The 20,563-nt window shown below is 48.9% G+C and carries 16 protein-coding genes; 1 reads left to right on the forward strand and 15 read right to left on the reverse strand.

Going from position 1 to position 20,563, the window contains the following annotated elements:
* Positions 1-6: 6 nt before the first annotated feature.
* The 15 genes from FN001_RS11875 to FN001_RS11945 form a co-directional block, all read right to left on the reverse strand.
* Positions 7-1,842, reverse strand: coding sequence for a baseplate J/gp47 family protein (locus FN001_RS11875; RefSeq protein WP_142411958.1), 1,836 nt, complete (start codon positions 1,840-1,842; stop codon positions 7-9).
* The gene (locus tag FN001_RS11880; RefSeq protein ID WP_142411959.1) at positions 1,839-4,763 is read right to left on the reverse strand and encodes a baseplate J/gp47 family protein; all 2,925 of its coding nucleotides are present in this window, start codon (positions 4,761-4,763) and stop codon (positions 1,839-1,841) included. Before FN001_RS11880 ends, FN001_RS11875 begins: the two co-directional genes overlap by 4 nt.
* A gap of 39 nt (positions 4,764-4,802) precedes the next feature.
* Positions 4,803-5,213: a GPW/gp25 family protein gene (locus FN001_RS11885; RefSeq protein WP_142411960.1), complete on the reverse strand. Its 411-nt coding sequence runs from the start codon at positions 5,211-5,213 to the stop codon at positions 4,803-4,805.
* 19 nt (positions 5,214-5,232) lie between these two features.
* Positions 5,233-6,018 (reverse strand): phage baseplate assembly protein V, encoded by a 786-nt coding sequence (locus FN001_RS11890; protein WP_142411961.1) that lies wholly within the window; start codon positions 6,016-6,018, stop codon positions 5,233-5,235.
* A 20-nt stretch (positions 6,019-6,038) separates the two neighbouring features.
* Positions 6,039-7,124 carry a phage late control D family protein gene (locus tag FN001_RS11895; RefSeq protein ID WP_142411962.1) on the reverse strand — a complete coding sequence of 362 codons (1,086 nt, stop codon included), beginning with the start codon at positions 7,122-7,124 and terminating at the stop codon, positions 6,039-6,041.
* Between the two features lie 113 nt (positions 7,125-7,237).
* Positions 7,238-7,873 carry a CIS tube protein gene (locus tag FN001_RS11900; protein ID WP_142411963.1) on the reverse strand — a complete coding sequence of 212 codons (636 nt, stop codon included), beginning with the start codon at positions 7,871-7,873 and terminating at the stop codon, positions 7,238-7,240.
* A gap of 42 nt (positions 7,874-7,915) precedes the next feature.
* Positions 7,916-11,347 carry a hypothetical protein gene (locus FN001_RS11905; protein WP_142411964.1) on the reverse strand — a complete coding sequence of 1,144 codons (3,432 nt, stop codon included), beginning with the start codon at positions 11,345-11,347 and terminating at the stop codon, positions 7,916-7,918.
* A gap of 48 nt (positions 11,348-11,395) precedes the next feature.
* Positions 11,396-11,845: a phage tail protein gene (locus FN001_RS11910; RefSeq protein WP_142411965.1), complete on the reverse strand. Its 450-nt coding sequence runs from the start codon at positions 11,843-11,845 to the stop codon at positions 11,396-11,398.
* Positions 11,846-11,919: 74 nt separating this feature from the next.
* The gene (locus FN001_RS18770; protein ID WP_486463519.1) at positions 11,920-12,156 is read right to left on the reverse strand and encodes a DUF6760 family protein; all 237 of its coding nucleotides are present in this window, start codon (positions 12,154-12,156) and stop codon (positions 11,920-11,922) included.
* On the reverse strand, positions 12,096-12,467 hold the full coding sequence (locus FN001_RS11920; RefSeq protein WP_142411967.1) for a phage tail assembly protein: 372 nt from the start codon (positions 12,465-12,467) through the stop codon (positions 12,096-12,098). Before FN001_RS11920 ends, FN001_RS18770 begins: the two co-directional genes overlap by 61 nt.
* A 139-nt stretch (positions 12,468-12,606) precedes the next feature.
* Positions 12,607-13,032: a phage tail protein gene (locus FN001_RS11925; protein WP_142411968.1), complete on the reverse strand. Its 426-nt coding sequence runs from the start codon at positions 13,030-13,032 to the stop codon at positions 12,607-12,609.
* 19 nt (positions 13,033-13,051) lie between these two features.
* A complete protein-coding gene (locus FN001_RS11930; protein ID WP_142411969.1) occupies positions 13,052-14,794 on the reverse strand; it encodes a phage tail sheath subtilisin-like domain-containing protein in 1,743 nt (580 codons plus the stop codon).
* A gap of 92 nt (positions 14,795-14,886) precedes the next feature.
* Positions 14,887-15,672 (reverse strand): hypothetical protein, encoded by a 786-nt coding sequence (locus tag FN001_RS11935; protein ID WP_142411970.1) that lies wholly within the window; start codon positions 15,670-15,672, stop codon positions 14,887-14,889.
* Positions 15,673-15,697: 25 nt separating this feature from the next.
* Entirely contained in the window at positions 15,698-17,566 is a 1,869-nt protein-coding gene (locus tag FN001_RS18515) for an ATP-binding protein (RefSeq protein WP_142411971.1), read from the reverse strand.
* Positions 17,539-19,329 (reverse strand): BTAD domain-containing putative transcriptional regulator, encoded by a 1,791-nt coding sequence (locus FN001_RS11945; protein WP_185911913.1) that lies wholly within the window; start codon positions 19,327-19,329, stop codon positions 17,539-17,541. The genes FN001_RS18515 and FN001_RS11945 overlap by 28 nt, the downstream gene beginning before the upstream one ends.
* A 313-nt stretch (positions 19,330-19,642) precedes the next feature.
* Here FN001_RS11945 and FN001_RS11950 point away from each other — a divergent pair, with 313 nt between their 5' ends.
* Entirely contained in the window at positions 19,643-20,458 is an 816-nt protein-coding gene (locus FN001_RS11950) for a LytR/AlgR family response regulator transcription factor (RefSeq protein WP_142411973.1), read from the forward strand.
* Positions 20,459-20,563: the final 105 nt, after the last annotated feature.

The raw sequence follows: 20,563 nt of genomic DNA on the forward strand, positions 1-20,563 counted from the left end.
TTCCTTTTAACCCGTATAGGATACGCTGAGCTGGATCTGATCCAGGACCGCAAGTCCTGCGGGAGGAAGAAAAACATCCCCGCTCACGTTCCGGGTGATCCCACGGCCTGCCGCGTCGATCGTAAGTGACCGGATTCCGCGGATCCCCTGCATTCCATCCAGAAATCCGTATAGTCCGCTGTATAATACCGGGCATCCAAAGTCTGAACAGAATTCTTCGAAATATCTCCGGATCTTTTCTTTTAACATCTGTTCCGTGTCCCGGTACCAGGCGACGAGTTCTATATCCGCATAGAGACGGATCCTGATATATTCCGGTTCTGCAATCTGAAGATCTGTTCCGAGTATCCTCTTTTTTTCCATATATTTCATGATATTGTTCCGGTATCCGGAGCTCAGCCCCGGACATGTTTCTTCCGACCACGGCTTTACAGCCGCCACGATCCGGTTATGTTCCCAATCTGTCTCCACAACTCTGGTCTGTTCGATCAGAAGACCCGGTGTGCGTTTCAGGAGTTCTTCGTAATCCGCTTTTGTGACCGCAGAATATTTTTTGGCAAGCTCTGTTTCAAATCGTTCAAAACATTTTTTTGTAGACTCCCTGTCAGCGCCTCCTGTCACATCCTCAAAATTCCAGGCATCAAATTCAGTAACCGGTTCTTTCTCCGATGCGCCTGGACGGATCTGACCTTTTTTGACATTTCCTCCACTTCCTTCAGTTCTGCTTATCCTGATCAGCCGGATCCGCCCTTCCGGCGGCATCCCATGGTATCCGTCCCCAAAACAGATCTCTCCGTGCTCTCCATCGACAATAAAATGTCTGTCTTCCGGCAACGATCCGGAGAAATCGTGAACCTGCTTCCAGATTTCGAAATTTCCGGGATGTTCCGGATCTTCGGCTGCCAGTTCCACTGAAGATGGGATCACTCCGGTCCGTTCCAGTGAGAATCTCTGATCCGGAAATCCTGTTCCCTCACCTAAGATTCTCCCGTTTTCCTCTTCTTTCTGACAAAGCTCCACTGGATTCAGGAAAATCTGTGAAAGCATCGGCATTACATCATATTCTCCGTCTGAAAATACAAACCGGATTCTGTCTGCCCCGAAGCTGTCGGTTTCTTCCGGGATCCGTATTTTTACGATCCCGCTGTATAAGAACGCGCAGGTATCATCCCGCACCAGTTCACATGCCTTCCAGGTTTTTGAACCGCTGTCCCTGCACTCCGCACGGATTCCCACGATCGGTTCAAATCCCTCAGAGACAGGATTTCTTTTTATCATCCTGCTTTCCCATAAGCGAAAGAAAAATCCATACGTCTTTCCGCCTTCCATCTCTCTATCCGGCTCCAGTTCCAGAAAACTGCCGTATCCCGCCGGTTCCGGAAAAATTGCCGTCTTCCAGGCAATGTCTGATCCATCCCACTCCCGTTCCGAAGCGTAACCTTCTATCCCGACACATCCGGTACGGATCCACCGAAGGGATCCGGCATAAAGGTGTACCTCTTCCTCCGAACAGAACGTGATATCACCCGCATGAAACCGGAAACCTTCCGGAAGTTCCATCTCTCTCTTCACAGGATAGCAGGTGACCACCGTCCTTGCCGGGCAGATTTCTCTTCTTTCAATCCCAAGGAGCTTCAGATATACAGCTTCATGTTCCAGGCCGATCTGATCCAGATGAAATTCCTGAGCTTCCTTCAGCCATGAGAATAATTCCAGGAGTGCGATTCCAGAATCATTTTCATTAAAATTCGTCCATTCCGGATACAGAATCGGGATCCGTTTTCTTGCTTTTTCAAAAATTTCCTGAAAGCTTTCCTCATCCAGCCGAATCGTAGGAATCAATCTGACACACCTCCTGTCATGATATCGATCTGATGTTCTCCCTCCACCGCAACAGCATAGGGAAGTTTTTCTGCCTCTTCCGGATCGAGATCCACAAGTTTTCCGTTTCGCTCCGTCTGAAGGATCAGCCGCAGCGCTGTTACCGTCTCCACTCCTCTGACCCTGCGGATCTCATTCAGGATCTGGATCTGGTTCGGGATCAGTCCAATCTCCCATCCATTTCCCTGGAAATTTCCTTCCATCGGATCAAGGAATGTATGGAGTACCTTCAGAATCCTCTGTCTCGTGTCCAGAATCTGATTCATATCCCGCACGCGGATTTCCGCTTTCACTGCAAGATGGATAAACTGAGGTTCCATGATCCGAAATCTTCCGCTTTCCAAAAGCTCCGCAGGTACCTTGTCATTCATATACCGCAGGCATTCCCTTTTTACCTGATCAAAATTCTCCCGTTCCCTGTTGTGATCCCGAAGCAGAAGGACAAGATCCACAAAGCCACGCCCCGGAAAACATTTTGCCTGAAGGATGCTGCCGCTGCTCTCCATGGCGATCGCCTCATAATCTCCCGCCGTGACTGCCCGGCCTCTGTGACGGAATGCCCGACCCTGTCTCCTGATCGCCGCTTCCACATGTTCCATGTCTGCTCCGCCAAATGTATGGATCGGATTGCTGACCTGATTTACAAATCCTGTGGTTTCCCGGAATCGGTTTACCGCACCGACAGGCACATTTCCCTGTTTTCCACCGCCGCACCGGTATTCGATCCGGATCGCTCCGTCACCGGTATCATCCGGTATCTTTCCGCAGATCCCATCCGAAAACTGTAAGATCCCCTCATTTTTATCGATCACATAATGGCGATCGTCCGCGCCTGAGGAGGCAAAATTTTCTCTCTCCTCCCATAGGATCCAGCATTCTCCTTCCGGCCGTCTCTCACGGACCCAGACCTTTGCCTTTGTGATCTTTCCGGATGCCAGCCGGAATGTCGCGTTTTTCTCGTTGGAATCGATGGAAAAAGCTTCCTGTTCCATCGTCTCTTCCGCTGTGATCTCCGTAGCATTCATCCAGATTTCCCGGATGACTGTCCGCTGCTGCTTTTCTTCCTCCTGCTCCTCTCCGGTCTTCCGGATCCGGATCCAGAACCGCTCCTTTCCCCACAGTTCCATCGCGGCAAAGTCTGAATTTCCCAACAGCGTAATAATCCCGTTCCTGTTCAGTCCTTCCGTTCCGTCGATCATGTTTAATGGCCGCCATGTTTTTCCGTTAAAATATTCGTATTTCAGAAGCGCTCCGCTCTGAACTCCCGATTCCAGTTTAAAGAGGATCCTGACCGGCCACTGCCTGAACGGCTGGTCAAAACCGATATATACGGTATCATTCCGTTCTTCCAGCGAACAAAACGGTTTCAGATCTCTTCCCGCCTGGAAATAATCCTCCGCCCGGATCCGCTCTGTGCGCATATTATTCTTTCTTTCCAGGACTTCCGGTATCGGAAGAGGTTCATGATATCGGTACTCAAATCCCGTATCGCGCAGAACCGGGGTAATATACTGTCCGTTCCAGCGGTACAGATTGTTCATTTTTAAGATTCTCACCCGGATATACCGGCCTTCCACCGACTGGACAAGAACCGGGGCGAGATCTTCCGGACAGATGAATGTGATCTCTGTCTTTTTTTCCAGTTGATCGGATGATGCCTGAAATACAGCTGCGTACCGGTCGCTTTCCGGCAGTTTTCTCCAATCATTTCCGTTGTAATACTCCCAGATCACTTCACTGATCCCGATATCATATTCCGGATCCGGGATAAAATCTGCCCGTTTCATAATAAGCTTCCAGTCTCTCTTCCGGTCCTGGCCGTACGTTTCGGAAGGGATCCGCAAAAAATTCATCCGGAACGACAAGGTAATCTGCGCATTTTTCTGCGACAGCGCCTGTTCTGATGAAAAGTAAACCTCCTCATAGAGTCCCATCTGTTCTCCAAACGGAAGATACTCTCCCCGCTGTTCGATCCCGCCCGCAAACGTCACATCGGGAACTGTACGGTGCGCTTCCGATGTGAGGCGGATATCCGCAAATTCAAGTTCTGACAAGGTTTCGATTTTCCTGCACCGGATCCGGATCCAGAAATTTTCTGTTCCATCCACTGTACACATTTCCGTTTCCGGCTGATCCTCATCCTTGCAGAGGATTAGTTCTCCGTTTTCCGTATCTGCCTTTACCGAAGCAAACGGCTCAAAAAATTCTCCCGCCGAATACTCAATGACTGCACATTCCGGATCGGTAAGCGCCTCAAGGACTTTTGCATCCGGTTTCCGGTTTCTGCTTCTCTTCAGTATCAGATGAATGCAGCCCGATTGTTTCAGATAGAAAACATGCCGGTGGGCGATGTAGAGCATATGTTCCTGACGGTTTTCTCCTTGTCCCTCAAACAACTGGAAATTTCCGGGAACTCCCTGATCTTCTTCCGCATGGATTCTGTAGATCCCGTCTTTTTCCGGAAGGATCTGAACCATATCACAGATTCTGGACGGAGTCACATACACATCGTTTCTCGTTTCAAATACAATGTCCTCCTCATCATCTTCCTCCGGTCTTGCAAGAAGCCCTGTTCCCTTCCGGATCTCCGTTCCGTCAGCTTCCTGATTTACAAGGTTAAATACAGCATATCCCGCTGCGGGTTTTGCCGGAGCCAGTGATGTTCCCACACAGTTAAAGAAATCCAGCATGCTTTTTTTCGGAAGCTGGTCATATTTCTTTAATGTCTCTTCATGCATTTCCGAAAACAGCAGCGCCAGCGCCGTTCCTCCGTCCGGATCTTCCAGATTCATCCGCCACTCGGGAGTATAGACAGACGCGCGTTCTCTGACTTTATCTAAAAATGCCCTGGTATTTTTTTCGTTGATATCCGGTATTTTCATACGGCGTCCTCCTCATCCCTGATCGTTTATCCAAAACTGTTACTCAAAACCTTCCTGTAAAAAGAATGGAAATACATAGTTATACGGATTGTTTGTTGCCCTGACCCGGAATGCGATCCGGATCATCAGCGCATTTTTCTCTTCGCCTGGTGTTACTGACACTTCTATATCCTCGATCCTCGGTTCCCAGCGTTCCAGCGCAGATTTGATTTCCTGCTCCATCCGGACCATTGTCCCATAATCCATCGACTCGTAAATAAACTGTTTGAGACCACAGCCAAATTCCGGCCGCATCACCCGTTCGCCTTTTCCGGTCATCAGGATCAGTTTGATCGATTCCTTAATATTTTCCTCTTCACTGCTCATCCGGAACCGCCCTGTCGTCTCATCGATCTCCAGTGGAAAATGGAAGCCGGTTCCCAAAAATGCCCGTTTTTCTCTTTCCTCCATGTCTGCTGCCTCCATAGTCTTAGTTGATCTTCACCATTGCTCCCTTTAGCTGGGCGACTCCCGACGCTTCTGCCTTCATCGTTCCCTTCGCCTTTATTTCCACGGAAGTTCCTTCTATTTTTAATGACTGTCCCTGGACCTCTGCCGTCTGTTTCCCGTTAATGCTGATCTGGGACGCATTCAGTTCGATCTTGTTGGAACTGCCGTCTAAAACAAGTTTTGCGCTCTTGCTGGCCAGTTCGATCTTCTTTTCTCCCGCGATACTGACCATATTGGCTTTCCCGTCGATCACGATCGTTTCTTTTCCCTGCTTATCCCGGATCTCGATCTTCTGGTTTTCATCGTCGATCATCAGCATCTGTTCCCCGGGAGTCTTCACCGAAAGTTTTTCTTTTCCTTTTTCCTCCGAGATGACAAGCTCATAGCCGCCTTTCGTCCGGATCTCCTTGACCGTATTTTTTTCATTCGCGGTCTTTTCCGGAATCGGACTCTCACTGTTATGCAGGCAGCCAAGAACTACCGCGTTCTCCATATCACCCATGATAAACCCCACGAGGACCTCACTTCCGATCTCCGGCAATGCATAAGACCCAAAGCCTTTTCCTGCATATCCATGAAGGACGCGGATCCAGTCTGATGTCTTCGCACCGTTCGTTCCCAGAATATATTCTACTTTGACGCAGCCCGGATGTTCTTTGTCCCAGTTTTCTTTCACCACTGCAGTAGCCAGATCCGCCATCTGCATCCGGAATCTCGGGGATGAAGATGATGTTTTTGTATCCAGAATTTCTTTAAACAGATCCATACATGATCTCCTTTCCCCTGTCAGCCTCCAAGTTCAAACTGTGTGGTATATCCATTTTCATCAATCCGGTGTTCCACAGACAAAATCTCATAAGTCCCGTCAATCCAGGAATCCAGCTTCCGGACCGTCAAGTTTCTTCCCGGAACGATCTGAGGGATTCCGATACAGACACCCGAACAGCGGACTTCTTTCTGTTTTTCTTCATCGACCGCTTTTTTCATCTGGAGCGCCGCCCGTTCCGCATCGCCCTCCGAATCGATCGTCACATTTTTCATGCCCGGAGACGGGATCACCCGCTTCTGATGTTTTCCCTCAAAGGTTATCTCTTTTTCCAGTGATTTTGTCTTCCGATTCTCGTCTACCATCTGGACACGCAGTTTTTCATATACATAATTTCTCTCACAGGAAAACGAGAGGATATCGCGTCCCCATTCCAGAGATACCACTGACTTTTTCTTTCTCGCGGCATCGATAAAATATGCTTTCCCGGCCAATACGAAAAAGTCTCTGCATTCCAGCCTGCACAGTGTATCTTTCACAAACGTGTAATCGCTGCCTTTCTGTGCGATCTGAAGAGGTTCTCCTGCCGCCGGTGAATCCGTTTTTATATCTTTTGAGGGGCATATGGAGCTGTAGCGTTTCATGACCGCCTGAAACACTTCCGTGTAGGACTTTCCGGTATAAATTCGTCCATCTTCTTCGTTATCCTGCATGAGGCGGACCATATCTACCGCCGTCACAGCGATCGTCGGTGTCTCATTGTACTCATAATTCACGCTGTGAATATATCCGCAGAACAGCTTGATCAGATTGCCCGCATATCCAAATTTTGCGGTAACCACATTGCCGGGCTTAAGAGTTTCTTTTACCTGATCCGTAAATTTTCTTGCTTCCTGATCATACGCATTCAACACATCAAATGTCAGGGAACCGGCCGCATCCGCTGATAATTTCAGGCAGACAGAATCGATAAAAAGTGTTCCACTTTTTGAGGAACGGCGGATCTGCTTTCCTTCGATTTCTATGGAGAAATCCGGTACCATGAAACCGCCGTTATCTCTTCGAAGTTCTTCCGTATTGTAAGTTCCCGTCATCAGATCCTCCATGCTCCTGTCTCCTTTCCTGCGTATTTCTTTCTGTTTCCTGCTCTCTGACTGTTCCGCCTTTCACACCGGCAGGCAAAAACTCATGAAAAATGTCACAGTTCATTCATACAACTTTATAATGCCGGAAGTTTCAATACCTGTCCCGCCTTTATCCGCAGGGGATCTGTGATATGGTTTTCTCTTGCGATCTCTTTCCACTTTTCCGGATCCCCGTACTCCTCATAGGCGAGTCCCCACAGGCTCTGCCCTTCATGGATCGTCCGGCATTTTGTCCTATCAGGAGACTCTAACGGAACATGGGTATTTTCCTTTCCGAGCGAGCGAAATGTCACTTCCAGCTTTGCTCTGACCGGCATTCCGTTTGCAAGGAACATCGTAAAGGTCTGGTTCAGTTCCGTAATCACACCGGCAAAAATGAGTGATCCATATCGGAAGGTCACTTTAGGCGGGCGATGCTTTTTGGGATCTATCGCCATCAGCTGCGCGATCTTTTCCGTCTGGATCCTCACATCCGTTCCGCTCTCCTCCGCCTGGTTTTCTCCCGGCGGAATGTATGTGTCGAACATCAGTGTGATCTTCAGCGTTTCTGATTCTCCTGCAATATACTGGGTAAACGGATCATCCATTCCGAGGATCTTTTTTTCCGCGTAGGACGTACTCCTGGAAAGATTGTATTCTGCAGGATTAAATTGGACTTTGATTTCCTGATTTCCGCCCTCTGGGACCAATATCGCTCTTTCGTATCCCATCGCTCTGCTCCTTTCCCTGATATTCCGCCTTTCTTTCCTGTTTTAATAGCCTCGGCGGATCTTTTCCGTCCGAAACTGTTTCTGCAGCTCTTTCATGACCCGGTCCGCCATATTCCGGACCGATGATTCCTGCTGCCGGGTATCCGTCAGGCGTTTCACTTCTTCATTCACATGTTTCATCTGTTCATGAAGTTCCTGCCGCAGTCCGCTGATCTTCTTTTCCTGTTCCGCAAGTGTTGATCTTGCATAGCCGGAATCCCGCCGAAGGATTCTTGTCTCCTCCCGGGTTTGTATGAGTTTCTCAGATATTTCGGAAAATTCAGAATTTGTAACACTTCTTCCCGGTTTTTCTTTTCCATGAGGTTCCATGTACTGGATCTTCGTTGTCTGTGCCAGATCCGGGATGCGGATCTGCGGAACAATTTCCGCATAACTTGTCCGATTACGGAGGTTTTCCGGATGACTCATGATCGTCTGGAACTTTATGGTTTGAAGATTGATTCTATTTTCTGGGCGACCCAGAATCTTCTGAAGCTCTGTTATACTTCCCTGACGCTTTATGAGATTTCGGAAATTTACAGGAGCTGCTGTGTTTTCATGGTTTCCCATGAGAACCTGAAGTTTTGTTTTTGTCTCCGGGTGGTCGATCGTATTCAGCAGTTTTATGATGCTGTCCGTGTGCCTGAGTATCGTCCTCTGTTCCATTTTCCCGGATGCACTGTCGCTTTTCTCTGCCGGAATCCGATCCGTCAATTTTACGTTCTTCGGGAACTGCACTTCGCTCCGTCCGAATACGGCTTCTTTTTCAGTCACTGACCTTTTTTCTTTCACAGTTTCCTGTGCGTTTTTCCAGATTTTTTCTGTCAGCAGGCTTTTCAGGATAATATTGGTCCGGTCGCCCACAAGTTTCTGTCCGGTCAGTGCCGATCTTCCGGCGATTATCAGCGGCAGAAATTGATCTGCACGGACGATCCGGTGTGTTTTCGGACCTGCTGAGAGCGCTGCCGGCTCTGACTCCAAATAGACCAAGCGGCTCTCCGGCAGTTCTGGTTTCTCGTTCCCTGCGGATCCTACCTGGACTTCATGATCTCTCAGCGGAGGGAGCACTCCCTGTAATCTCACTTTTCGGCGATCCTGACGGTCCGACAGGATTTCTTCTCCCTGATTCCATTTTTCTTTCTGCTGCCGTGCCGTCCGGGTCTGTTTTTGCTTTTCTAAGCGGAACTCGATATCTTCTCTCTGCTGTTGCTCCGAGCGCCGTTTTTCTTCCGCCTGAAGCTGTTTCTGCCTTTCCAGCCGCAGCTCCGTCTCGACCTGTTTCTGCCTTTCTAAGCGCCTTTCTGCCTCGATCCGTCGCTCTTTTTCCTGTCGCAGTTCCGTTTCGGTCTGTTTCTGCCTTTCCGACCGCAGTTTCATCTCGATCTGTTTCTGCCTTTCCGACCGCACCTTCTCTTTTGCACGCTCAGACTGAAACTTTTTTTCTGCGTCTGTCAGATTTTCTTCCCGGGTTTTTATCTCTTCCCGGATCCGGCTGATCTCCCTGATATTCTCTGTTGTTTTCTGAAACTCAGAACTGCTCTCTTTTTTTCCCTCATGTTCCAGATACACCATGCGGCTCTCCGGCAGTTCCAGTTTTTCGTTTCCCGCAGGCTTCACCGGGATTTCATATTCCGGCTCCCTGTCAGGAACGCTTTCTTCTCCGGAAATTACATCTTCCCTGCCCGGAGTATGAATTTCATGTATTTCTTCCCTCTTCGTGAGTTGATTTCCGGATTCGTCTTCTTTTCTATAACTTTCTGTCTCCCGAAGCTGCAGCTCGATCTGTGCTTCCTGTTTTCCCGGAAGCTGGAGTTTTTCCGGAATTCGCTCTTCCCGATGATCCTGATGTCCAAGCCGGAGTTCTTCTTCCGGATTCCGGGTCTCTTTCTGCTTTTCTAAGTGAATCTCGATAGCTTCCCTCTGCTGTTGCTCCGAGCGCCGTTTTTCTTCCGCCTGAAGCTGTTTCTGCCTTTCCAGCCGCAGTTCCGTCTCGACCTGTTTCTGCCTTTCTAAGCGCCTTTCTGCCTCGATCCGTCGCTCTTTTTCCTGTCGCAGTTCCGTCTCGGTCTGTTTCTGACTTTCCGACCGCACCTTCTCTTTTGCACGCTCAGACTGAAACTTTTTTTCTGCGTCTGTCAGTTTTTCTTCCCGGGTTTTTATCTCTTCCCGGATCCGACTGATCTCCCTGATACTCTCTGTCGTTTTCTGAAACTCAGAACTGTTCTCTTTTTTTCCCTCGTCTTCCAGATACACCATGCGGCTCTCCGGCAGTTCCAGTTTTTCGTTTCCCGCAGGCTTCACCGGGATTTCATGTTCAGGATCCCTGTCAGGAACGCTTTCTTCTCCGGAAATTACGTCTTCCCTGCCCGGAGTCTGAATTTCATGTATTTCTTCCCTCTTCGTGAGTTGATTTCCGGATTCGTCTTCTTTTCTATAACTTTCTGTCTCCCGAAGCTGCGGCTCGATCTGTGCTTCCTGTTTTCCCGGAAGCTGGAGTTTTTCCGGAATTCGCTCTTCCCGATGATCCTGCTGTCCAAGCCGGAGTTCTTCTTCCGTATTCCGGTTTTCTTTCTGCTTTTCTAAGCGCCTTTCTGTCTCGATCCGTCGCTCTTTTTCCTGTCGCAGTTCCGTCTCGGTCTGCTTCTGCCTTTCCAGACGCAGTTCCGTCTCGGTCTGTCTTTCTCTCTCCTGCATCCGCGCATTTTCTTTTGCACGCTCAGACTGAAGCTTTTTCTCTGCGCCTGTCAGGTTTTCTTCCCGGGTTTTTATCTCTTCCCGGATCCGGCTGATCTCTTTGATACTCTCTATGGTCTTTTGAAGCTCGGGACTGCTCTCTTTTCTCTCCTCACGTTCCAGATATACCGTGCGGCTTTCCGGCAGTTCATCGGTCCTTTCCTGTATCTGCTGCACTCTCCGGTCAGTCAGTCCCGCAGTTCTGATCCTGGCAGTTTCCCGGCGGATCTCCCTGCGTTTTTCCAGATTATCGATGGATTCCCGTATCTCTCTGAGCCCACTGATCTCTTCCCAGGTGTAACCTTCCTGCCAGCGACGGAATACCTGACTCTCTCTCATCTCTGCTTCCGGTCTTACTTTTCCTTCCAGAAGCTCGCGCGCGATCTTTACCTCACGGAAGAATTTCGTTTCTTCCTCCCGTGAAAGACTTTTCATTGCAATCTCCAGCGCCGTCCGGATACTCTGTTCCAGCACCCGTGTATTGCCGATGGAAACTTTAATGCCGATGGCATTTTGCCAGTAAATGATCAGATTCTGAAAAAACAACATCAGCCGGCGCTCTTCACCGCTCTTTTTCTGCTCTGATTCGTTCTCTCCCTGCAGAAATGTCAGTGTTGCTCCGGCAAAACCATATTCCCCTTTCGAAGAATATTTTTCTTTGATTTTTTCACACCAGTCAAGATAATGGGATCTCTGCGGCATCCGCCGCATTCTCCATAACCTGTCTCTCATCCGATCACCACTCTTTTTTTATACAGCAGGATATCCCATCTCCACACCGTCATGGGCAATCTCAAATTTCTGGATCAGCAGTTCACTCCCGAGTGCATCCAGCCCTGTGACCTCCCATTTGACGATCAATCCGCCATTGATCCCGTAGGAACCCGCGTTCTTTCCATTCTTGTCGTAGATATACACATCGATCAGGCTGTTGATCCTGTATCCCGCTCTCCAATTTGCGATCTGACTCTGTCCTTTCACGCACTTTCCCTTTTCAAGGATCAGTCTTCCGCTTTTTTTATTCGATAAAACTGCGATATGAGGCGCGTAATTCATTCCCCCAACCTGAAATTCCTCGATCTCCTGCTCCTGTTCCAGGTTTGTCACCCTGGAAAATCCAAACTCCTGATTGCCAATAAAGACGCGGAAGGAAAAATTATTACACAGATCCGCCCATCCGCCTAATCCATGTCCCAGCATCTTGATCCTCCTGTCATCCGCCGGATCTGTCTCCGGCAGTTTTTATAAGCGTCCTGCACGCAAGACCGCAGGTCCTAGATCTTAAATACATTTTCCGGCTCATCATTCAGCCTGCTGTTGATCCCCGACACCTCGTTGCACCAGCGGATCCGGTCCAGATGGCTCATCGCCATAATGTCGTCATGGGACCAGTGAAGGTAATAAGCCAGAAATGCTGCTTCTTTATAGATCTTATCTGCCGGGTATGTCTCTATTGACCTGCCTCCATAAAATTTACCGGAATTTTGATCTCCTTCCCACAGTGCGGACAGATTCCTGTATACGTCGGCATTTCCATCGTATTGATCCTCTCATAGAGATCCTGAAGATACGCCAGATCCATCGTGAAGAACTTCTCTACCGTCCTCGTGTCCACGGCCGGAAGCGAGCCAAGCTTTGTGATCACGCGTGCAAGAAGAATGATCGTAAGATATCCCGGATTCTGCTGGACTCTCGGATCCTTTAACGGAAGGATCTCATCGGCCGCGTTTGCGAGACGCATGGTTCCTTCCCTGTGGATCATTCCCGTATCATCGATATAGCCCCTGGGAAGCGTAAACGTAAACTCTGTCTGAAATGCCATATTGCTCTTTCCCCTTTCCTGCAGGTTCAGCCGGGCTGAAAAAATGTCCGGATCGATCCTTACTTTTCCCAGCCCAGCTGATATTTATTTCCCGTAATATCCCGGTACATCAGGATCATTACGATTTCCCGCGATATATTTATGAAACTCTCGTCATTCCTTCATGTGCGATCTCAAGGCTCTCGATCGCAACCTCAGAGGATGTCGCATTGAAATCCGGCGCCGTATATTTTACCGGCCATGCATTGATGATCTGCCAGGACGCAGCCGGGCTTCCCGCAATATCAAGGAGTGTGATCGTAAGTGTCTTTCTCTCGACATCCCCTTCAAGTCCTGCGGTCATCCACTCATAGAGCACCATGGAATCTACCAGCCCCTGTTTCAGAGTGATATTTCCATATTTTTTCAGTCCCGGGATCTTGATCGGAGTCTGTGTCATATCGCCTTCCCGGTACTCGATCACATCGATGGATGCATCAAAACCGGTAACCTCTGAAAATCCTCCTGCCTCAAGGCCATCGATCTCTACTTTATAGTTAAATTTCCCATGCGGATATCCTGCCATGTCTTATCTCTCCTCTCAATTACTCGGCAGCAGCGCCGGAATCACTCGTTTTCTGAGAAATCCTGAAGATTACGAACTCAGCAGGTTTCACAGGTGCAACACCGATCACGCATACGAGGCGGCCATTGTCGATATCGTCCTGGCTCATGGTGTCGCGTCCGATGTTTACAAAGAAGGCCTCTGACGGAACACTTCCTGCCAGGGAACCACCGCGCCACATTCCGGTCAGGAATACATCAATGGTACGTTTTACGCGAACCCAGAGCACTTCGTCATTCGGCTCAAATACAGCCCAGTTTGTGTTTGCCTTGATAGACTCTTCAATAAAGATAAAGAGACGGCGGACATTGATATACTTCCAGGACGGATCGCTGGAGACGGTTCTCGCGCCCCATACGCGGATTCCCATTCCCGGGAACGCGCGGATCAGATTGATCCCCTTCGGGTTCAGAATATCCTGTTCTCCCTTATTAAACTGGCAGTCAAGGCCTACGCATGCACGGACAACTTCGTTTGCCGGAGCTTTGTGAACGCCGCGGCTGTTGTCGCTTCTCGCATAGATTCCCATGATGGAACCGGACGGCGGGATCGCGAAATTCTTTTTGTCAAGCGGGTCAAATACCTGAAGCCACGGATGATATAAAGCGGCATAGCTGCTGTCGAACATCTCTCTGTGAGCGATCATATCATCAACTTTTCTTGCGTCTCTCGGCATATCGAGAACTGCAAATCTGCTTCCGAGGTTCTCACAGTGAGCAACTAACGTGAGCTGCACGTTCGGATCTGTAACACCCGGAACCGCCATGATGGAAACCACATCATTATCCAGGAATGCCTGGATTCCGCTTCTTCTGCTCGCACCGTTGTCATATCCGATAAAATCAGATGCAGAGATCGAAGATACGGAGCCGTTGCTTCCGCCTGCGAAGGAAATGCTTACGACCGCATCGCCCTCTGCGGAAAGTTCATCGAACGGAGCTTTGATCTCTTTTCCTGTTCCCGCGCATGACGCAGTGATCAGATCGGATTTTGCTGTCTTTTTCTCAATGTAGTTCGGAGCTTCGATATTAAAGGAAACGTTCTCATAAACTTCCGTCTGGTCCTCATATCTGACTTCCAGAGTAAATTCACATGTACTGATCAGTTTCTTCGGAACCATGTTTTTATCAACAACATCTTCCTCAAATTCTTTTTCAAACTCAAGGATATTGTCCTGATTCTTTACGACACGGTTGTAGGAAACGTTCTCGCCATCTGAAAATCTTACAATATCGCCCGGATTAAATCCGCCGCCGTTCTTCACAACGTATTTCTTTCCGGATGCATTCTGTACGATCTCCAGGACCTGGGTCTTTGCCTTGCTGGCCGGAGAGATCACCGCCCGGATGTTGTTTCCCCACATACCCGGGTTCTTTGCAGTAAGTGTCAGAACAGCATCTTTCTCCGTCGGAACAGCTGCTGCCGCACATTTCGCATCTTCCGGGGCAACACGGGCGATAAAGCATCTTGCACCGCCATTGATAAAGAAATGTTCCACTGCGTACGCAAGGAAACGGTACTCTCCGAACTCATTCTCAGATAAATATCCGCCATATTTTCTCTTAAAATCAGAAAAGTTTGTGACAAGCTGCGGAAGTCCCTCGATCGGACCTCTCTCTGCTAATCCAATAAAGCCAGCTGTGCTCGTTCCAACGCCTTCCATCGGTTTGGAACCGGAATCAAACTCCTCAACATATACGCCGGAGGATAAGTACTCAGCCATAATCTTCATTTCTCCTTTCTCGTACATAACGGTCAACATTCGACTTGTTTTTCTTTATCATAACAGGGTCCGCCAAACATTTTCCAAACAAATCAGAGCTTTCCGTCATTGTTATCTATATTCTCATCTTCTTCCTCTTCATTCATCAGAATATTGCTCCACAGTTTTTTCAGATATTCCTCAAGATTTCCCCCATGTTCCCGGTCTTCCGGCCGGATCTCCTCACTTTTATTCTTCAAGATCCGGTCCGCCGCCTGAACAAATTTCTGTTTTTCTCTCTGCTTATGAAGTTCATTTTCTTTCAGGCTGTCGAGATATTTATTTTTTTCTGTGGAAAGTTTTCCGGTTACTTCCTGCTCCTCAAGAATTCGTTTTCTTTCTTCCTGTTCCCTCCTGCTGTCCAGAAACGGAAGCATCTCCTTTACCGTCTCAAGTTTTCCCTGATCTTTCATTTCCGAAAGTCCCGCCGCAAGACGGTTTCCCGTTTTCTCCTGTTCCAGGCGCAGGGCAGCCGCACTTTTTTCTTTCCTATGCGGGTTCACAAGTACTCTCTTCTGCAGAAGTTCAAGCGGAACGGCTCTGCTTTCCTGAAGTTGTTCATGATCCCGAAGTTCTTTTTTCCGATCCTTTCTGAGCCCGGACACAACCGCTATCTTTTCCGGCACATTTTTTTCATTCCCCGGTTTCACACTCTGCTTTGTCGCTCCGAGTTCGAACTTTCCGTAGGAATTTCCGATCTCAAGCTTCTTTTCCGGCTCTCTTCCTTCTTTCCTGCGCTTTTCCGATGAGTGAAAGCCGTCCATTTTTTCTCCTCTGCTGTTCTTCTCCCGAAGCGCAGCCTGCGAGTCCTTCCGATATTCCATATAATCGTATTCCACGGCATTTCCTCCCGGCTTTTTCTGCTCAAAAAATCCCGTACTGTCCCAGTTCCGCACCGGTCAGGCGTTTTCCGCTCTTCTGGAATTCATTTCTCAGCGCACGCAGAAGATGGCCCATCTCAACGTCTGTTCCATCTGCGGCAGCAAAAAACGCGGAATTCACAGCGATATTCTTGATATTGCTTCCCGTCAGCTCAAATTGTTCTGCGAGGAACTGCAGATCCACATTTTCTCCCAGCGGACATTCCGGAGGAAACGCCCGTTTCCACATCTCGAGGCGTTTTTCCGCATCCGGCATTGAAAACTCCACCACATACTGGAGGCGGCGTTTGAATGCCTCATCCATATTCTGCTGGTAGTTTGTCGCCAGAATGCTGATCCCATCGTACTCTTCCATCTTCTGGAGAAGAAATGCAGCTTCCATATTCTGATATTTGTCCTGTGAATCCTTCACCTCTGTCCGCTTTCCAAAAAGCGCGTCCGCCTCATCAAAAAAGAGGATACAGAGACTTCTGGACGCCTCATCAAAGATCAGATTCAGGTTTTTTTCTGTCTCGCCCACATATTTGCTGACAACTGCGGATAAATTCACCCGGAACAGCTCCAGATCCAGCTCTTTCGCCATGACCTGCGCCGCCATGGTCTTTCCTGTTCCCGGGCTTCCCGTAAACAGGATCGAAGTCCCCAGACCATATGGAAACCGGCTTGCAAATTTCCAGGTCCCATATACCTGTTCCTGATTCCTGCTCCGACTGCAGATGTCCCGTAAAAGCTGTTTTGAAGTCTCTGAAAGTACAAGATCATCCCAGGTAAACTGCGGCCGGATCAGAGATGCCTTCCCCTGGAACCGGTACTCCGCCTGCCTTCTGCATGCGTCCCGCAGCTCTTCTCTCGTGGGGAGTTCTCCGCCTCTGGCGAAAGCCATATCTCCTGCCTGTTCCAGCACATTTCGGAACTGTCCCGGTGTAAAGCGGAATCTCTGCCACATCTCACCAAAGCCGCCTTCGAACGGGATCTTCCATTTTTCTGCATACCGCATTCCCATTTCTTTTCTGGAAAAAGGACCCGGCTCACAGATTTCGAAAACGGCAGGGACCTGTGTGCTTCCCGGGATCACCGGGCGCATTGGTGTCTCCGTAATGATCACCGCTAAGACCGGCAGGGCTTCCCATTCCTTTTCCATGTCTCCAATGATCCGGAACAGCCCTGTTTCTTCCGGATTTCCGGACCATTTCAGTGCGATCACCCGTTTTCTTAAAATCGCATTCAGACCAGCTTCACGAAATATTCTTCCTCGTTTTGCACGTTCCGTTTCGCAGAGTTCCATGCCATCCAGCAGGATCAGTCCCATTTCTTTTTCCCGGCAGAATGCTCTTACATTTTCCATCCGTCCGCTGCCGTCTTTTCCTGACACATTTAACAGCAGCCAGTCCCTGACACTTGTTCTCTTTTTTCTTTCGAACCGGAGCATTTTTCGGTATACACTCCGCTCCGGATCCGGTTCTTTCGCCCCGTTCAGATCAGGAACGATTTCCAGGAAACCATTGCAAGGATCCGTCTCATATTCCTGCTCCAGAAATTCAAGGATCTGTTTTCTGACCCGGCAGAGTTCTTTTCCCATCTCATCTCTCCCTGCCGGTTCGGCGACGAGATACAGTTCCCGCTCCGCGCTTTTCCAGTCTTTTGGAACATTTTTCTCCGTTTTCCGCTCTTTCCACATCCGGAACAGCTCATCTGCACGGATTCCCTCATATTTTTTCAGATCCGGATCCCACTCAGCTAGAAGAAGAAGCTCCAGGAATAATCTTCCGGCTTCTGTCAGAAAACAACGTTCCCGCACAAGCTCGATCCGTTTCTCCAGCTCTGTTATCCGCACCGCCGCTCCTTTCTGCATCCGGCAAATGCCTTCTGCACTTCATCCCCCGGTTTTTCTCCGAATTCCTTCCGGAACAATTCTTCAAAGTCCCTGTATACACGGCTTGCATTTTTGTAGTCACCAAGCCTGCCATACGCATTGATCAGCATCGCCGCAACATCTTCGGAATACGGGTCTTCATTTCGAAATAATTCCAGATATTCTGCCGCCTCTGCAGTCTCACCTGTCCGCATCTTGTAAGCACCCAAAGATCTCAGGCACTGCTGCACGATCCGTCCCATATAGGCCCGGATCCCGTAAGTCCATTCCTCCGTACAGAACTCCAGGTAAGCACCGCCGTACAGTCTTCTGATATCCGGAAGTTTTCGCAGTTCCTGCCAGTTTTCTTTCTCCAACTGTTCCTTTATCGCCATGATCGCCCTGTAATCGGATTCAGTCCTGGAAATATCAAGAAAATACATTCCTTTCCGGCAGAGAACAAGTTCCGGCATTCCGGCCTCTTTCAGATTTTTTCTCAGATACGCCATTGTCGTATAGAAAAGTTTTCTGGCCTTATCTTCTTCCAGTTCCGGCCATAAGCTTCCGAGGATCATATCCCGGCTCACCGGTACGCCCTGCTTATTAAAGAGGAAAGCAAACAGCTCTTTCGTCTTTTTTGTCCTCCACTTCGGCTCCTCCCCGTGGTACCGAACATGAAAACTGCCAAAACTGCTGATCATGATCTTCCCCCTGCTGCTTTCCGCTTTATCCTCTCCATACGATCTGCACTCACAGATATTTTTTTCTGCTCTTTCATCCCGCAGGTAATCCCGGAACACTCCCGGAAACAGGTAATGGTTTTCTTCCCGGGCACAGAGAAGAATTCCTTCCTCCTTCAGAACTTGCAGATATTCCTCTGCCCACTGGACCTTCAGCTCTTCCCGGACAGAAGATCCGACGATCTCTTTCCTGTCAGACAGTCGTTTCAGGATCTCCAGCCCTTTTTCCGTAAACCGCTTTGTCAGGCAGTTTCTCCCATATTGTTCATAGACCGGATGATTTTTCATTGTACACAGATATTCCACAGGCAGCTTTTTTTCGTCATCCGCCATCAGATCGAGTGCATAGCAGACTCCGGCAGGAAGACCACCGAAATAACTTCTTAATTTCTCCGATATCTGTCTTCTTTCCTTTTCCGGACGGGACGAAAGCCGATGATCGGTCAGAAATCTGATATCCTCCGGTGAAAGCAGCATTCTCTCCGGACGGATCCGGAAGATCTCGCCGCAGAACATTTCTCTCAAACGGTTCTCAGATAAGTTGCCCTGCTCTTTTGAGTCCAGCCAGACAACCACCCGCATGCTCTTCGCCACTTTTTCCAGCAGACGGCCCGCAAAAAACATGACCTCTCGGGAATTCAGATACGCGATCCCGGAGATCGACACCAGTTTTCCATTACCGGTTCCGGCTGCGAGGCGGTTCGCTATTTCCGTCGTCAGATAGCGCTTGATTTCCGGAAGAAGTGTTTCTGCAGATGCGAGCTCATACAGATCTTTCATATTGACCGATGAACTCTCATTTCCGATGCTTTCATCCATCCAGCGGATAAATTCTTCGACGGTATCGACTTCATGGCTCAGATCAAAAGAAAGCTCCGCATGTTTCCTGACCTGTTCCGACAGGCATACTCTCCCGTACTCCATCGGCATATCCACCTGCGTAATTTTTCCGATATTGTTTAAAATATCCGCTTCTGCCGCCTGAAATGTTTTTGTTTTTTCCAGAATTTCTGCCGTCTTCATTCCCGCACCTCCTCTCCCGGAAATCTGCCTGCTTGTTTTTTTCATTTTTACATGTTCGATATTCTTCGTCAATGCGTCCTGCACAAGATGTCATTTTTTTGCACGAGATGTAAATAATTGTAGATAAGATAAATTTTATCATCCGCACTTTCACGCTTCAATTTGATGTGGTGGAATACATGTTTTCATGTATCAAATACATCATATTTCACATTTTTTCTTTATTTTTCCATGAAAATCAATTGTTTTTTGGAACTTCACATGATAAAATTGAGCACATATTTTGGACTCAGTCTCGTTATTGGAGGAATTTATGAATATTTCCGCGCAGATCCGGCAATCCGTCCACATCATCACCGAATACTACGAAAACCACCTGCAGCCATTCTTCGATGCCGCAGACGACGATCTTCTCTGGATCGGTCCTGCCGAAAACCAGTGGATGCAAGGGAAAGCAACGATCCTCGCCGCTTTCGCACAGGAAGACGGAACACATCATCTGACCTTCACGATGAGCAATATCTCAGCCACACCGGTTTCCTGCGGCCCGCATGCCTGCGAGATTATCCTGACGTATCTTGTATACACGTACTATCCGAGCGGAGCGATGACGGTCCATGACCAGAGACTTCACTATACCTGGCGCGATAAAAAGTTGACCGGACCCGACGGAAAATCCGTTATGGTCCCGAAGATCGCCGTGGTCCATATCTCCAACGCGTTCCCTTACGATGAGCGCGATAAGATCTATCCGGTCCACTACGATGAGATGAAGGTTCCCGTGACGGTCAGTCCGGTCACCGGACAGCGCATCACGATCAATGGGCAGAATCACGTCTGCCACTTTCTCGTTGCGAACTCCATTCTCTATATCGAGACCGGAACCCGCTCCCCGTACACGGTGGTCCACACTCTGACCAGCACCTTTGACTCCGTCGATTCTCTTTCAAAACTGGAGAAACAATATGGATCCATCTTCCTGCGGATCCATGCAAGCTTCCTTGTAAATCCATTGTTTGTTCAGTCCATCCGCCGCTTCGAGCTCACCCTGACCGACGGCACCGTTCTTCCAATCCCGGACCGGAAATACGCGAAGGTCGCAAAAGCGCTGCAGGAGTGGGGAAAATAGAACAGAAGTTCCAAAGGATTTTCCTATAAAAAAGCCCTCCGGCCTTCACCTTACATTCCGTTGGTGAAGCCGGAGGGCTTTCTTTTTATTTCTTGTTTCAATCCA

This window comes from Clostridium sp. Marseille-P7770 (assembly GCF_902143525.1).
Taxonomy (GTDB): Bacteria; Bacillota; Clostridia; order Lachnospirales; family Lachnospiraceae; genus Pilosibacter.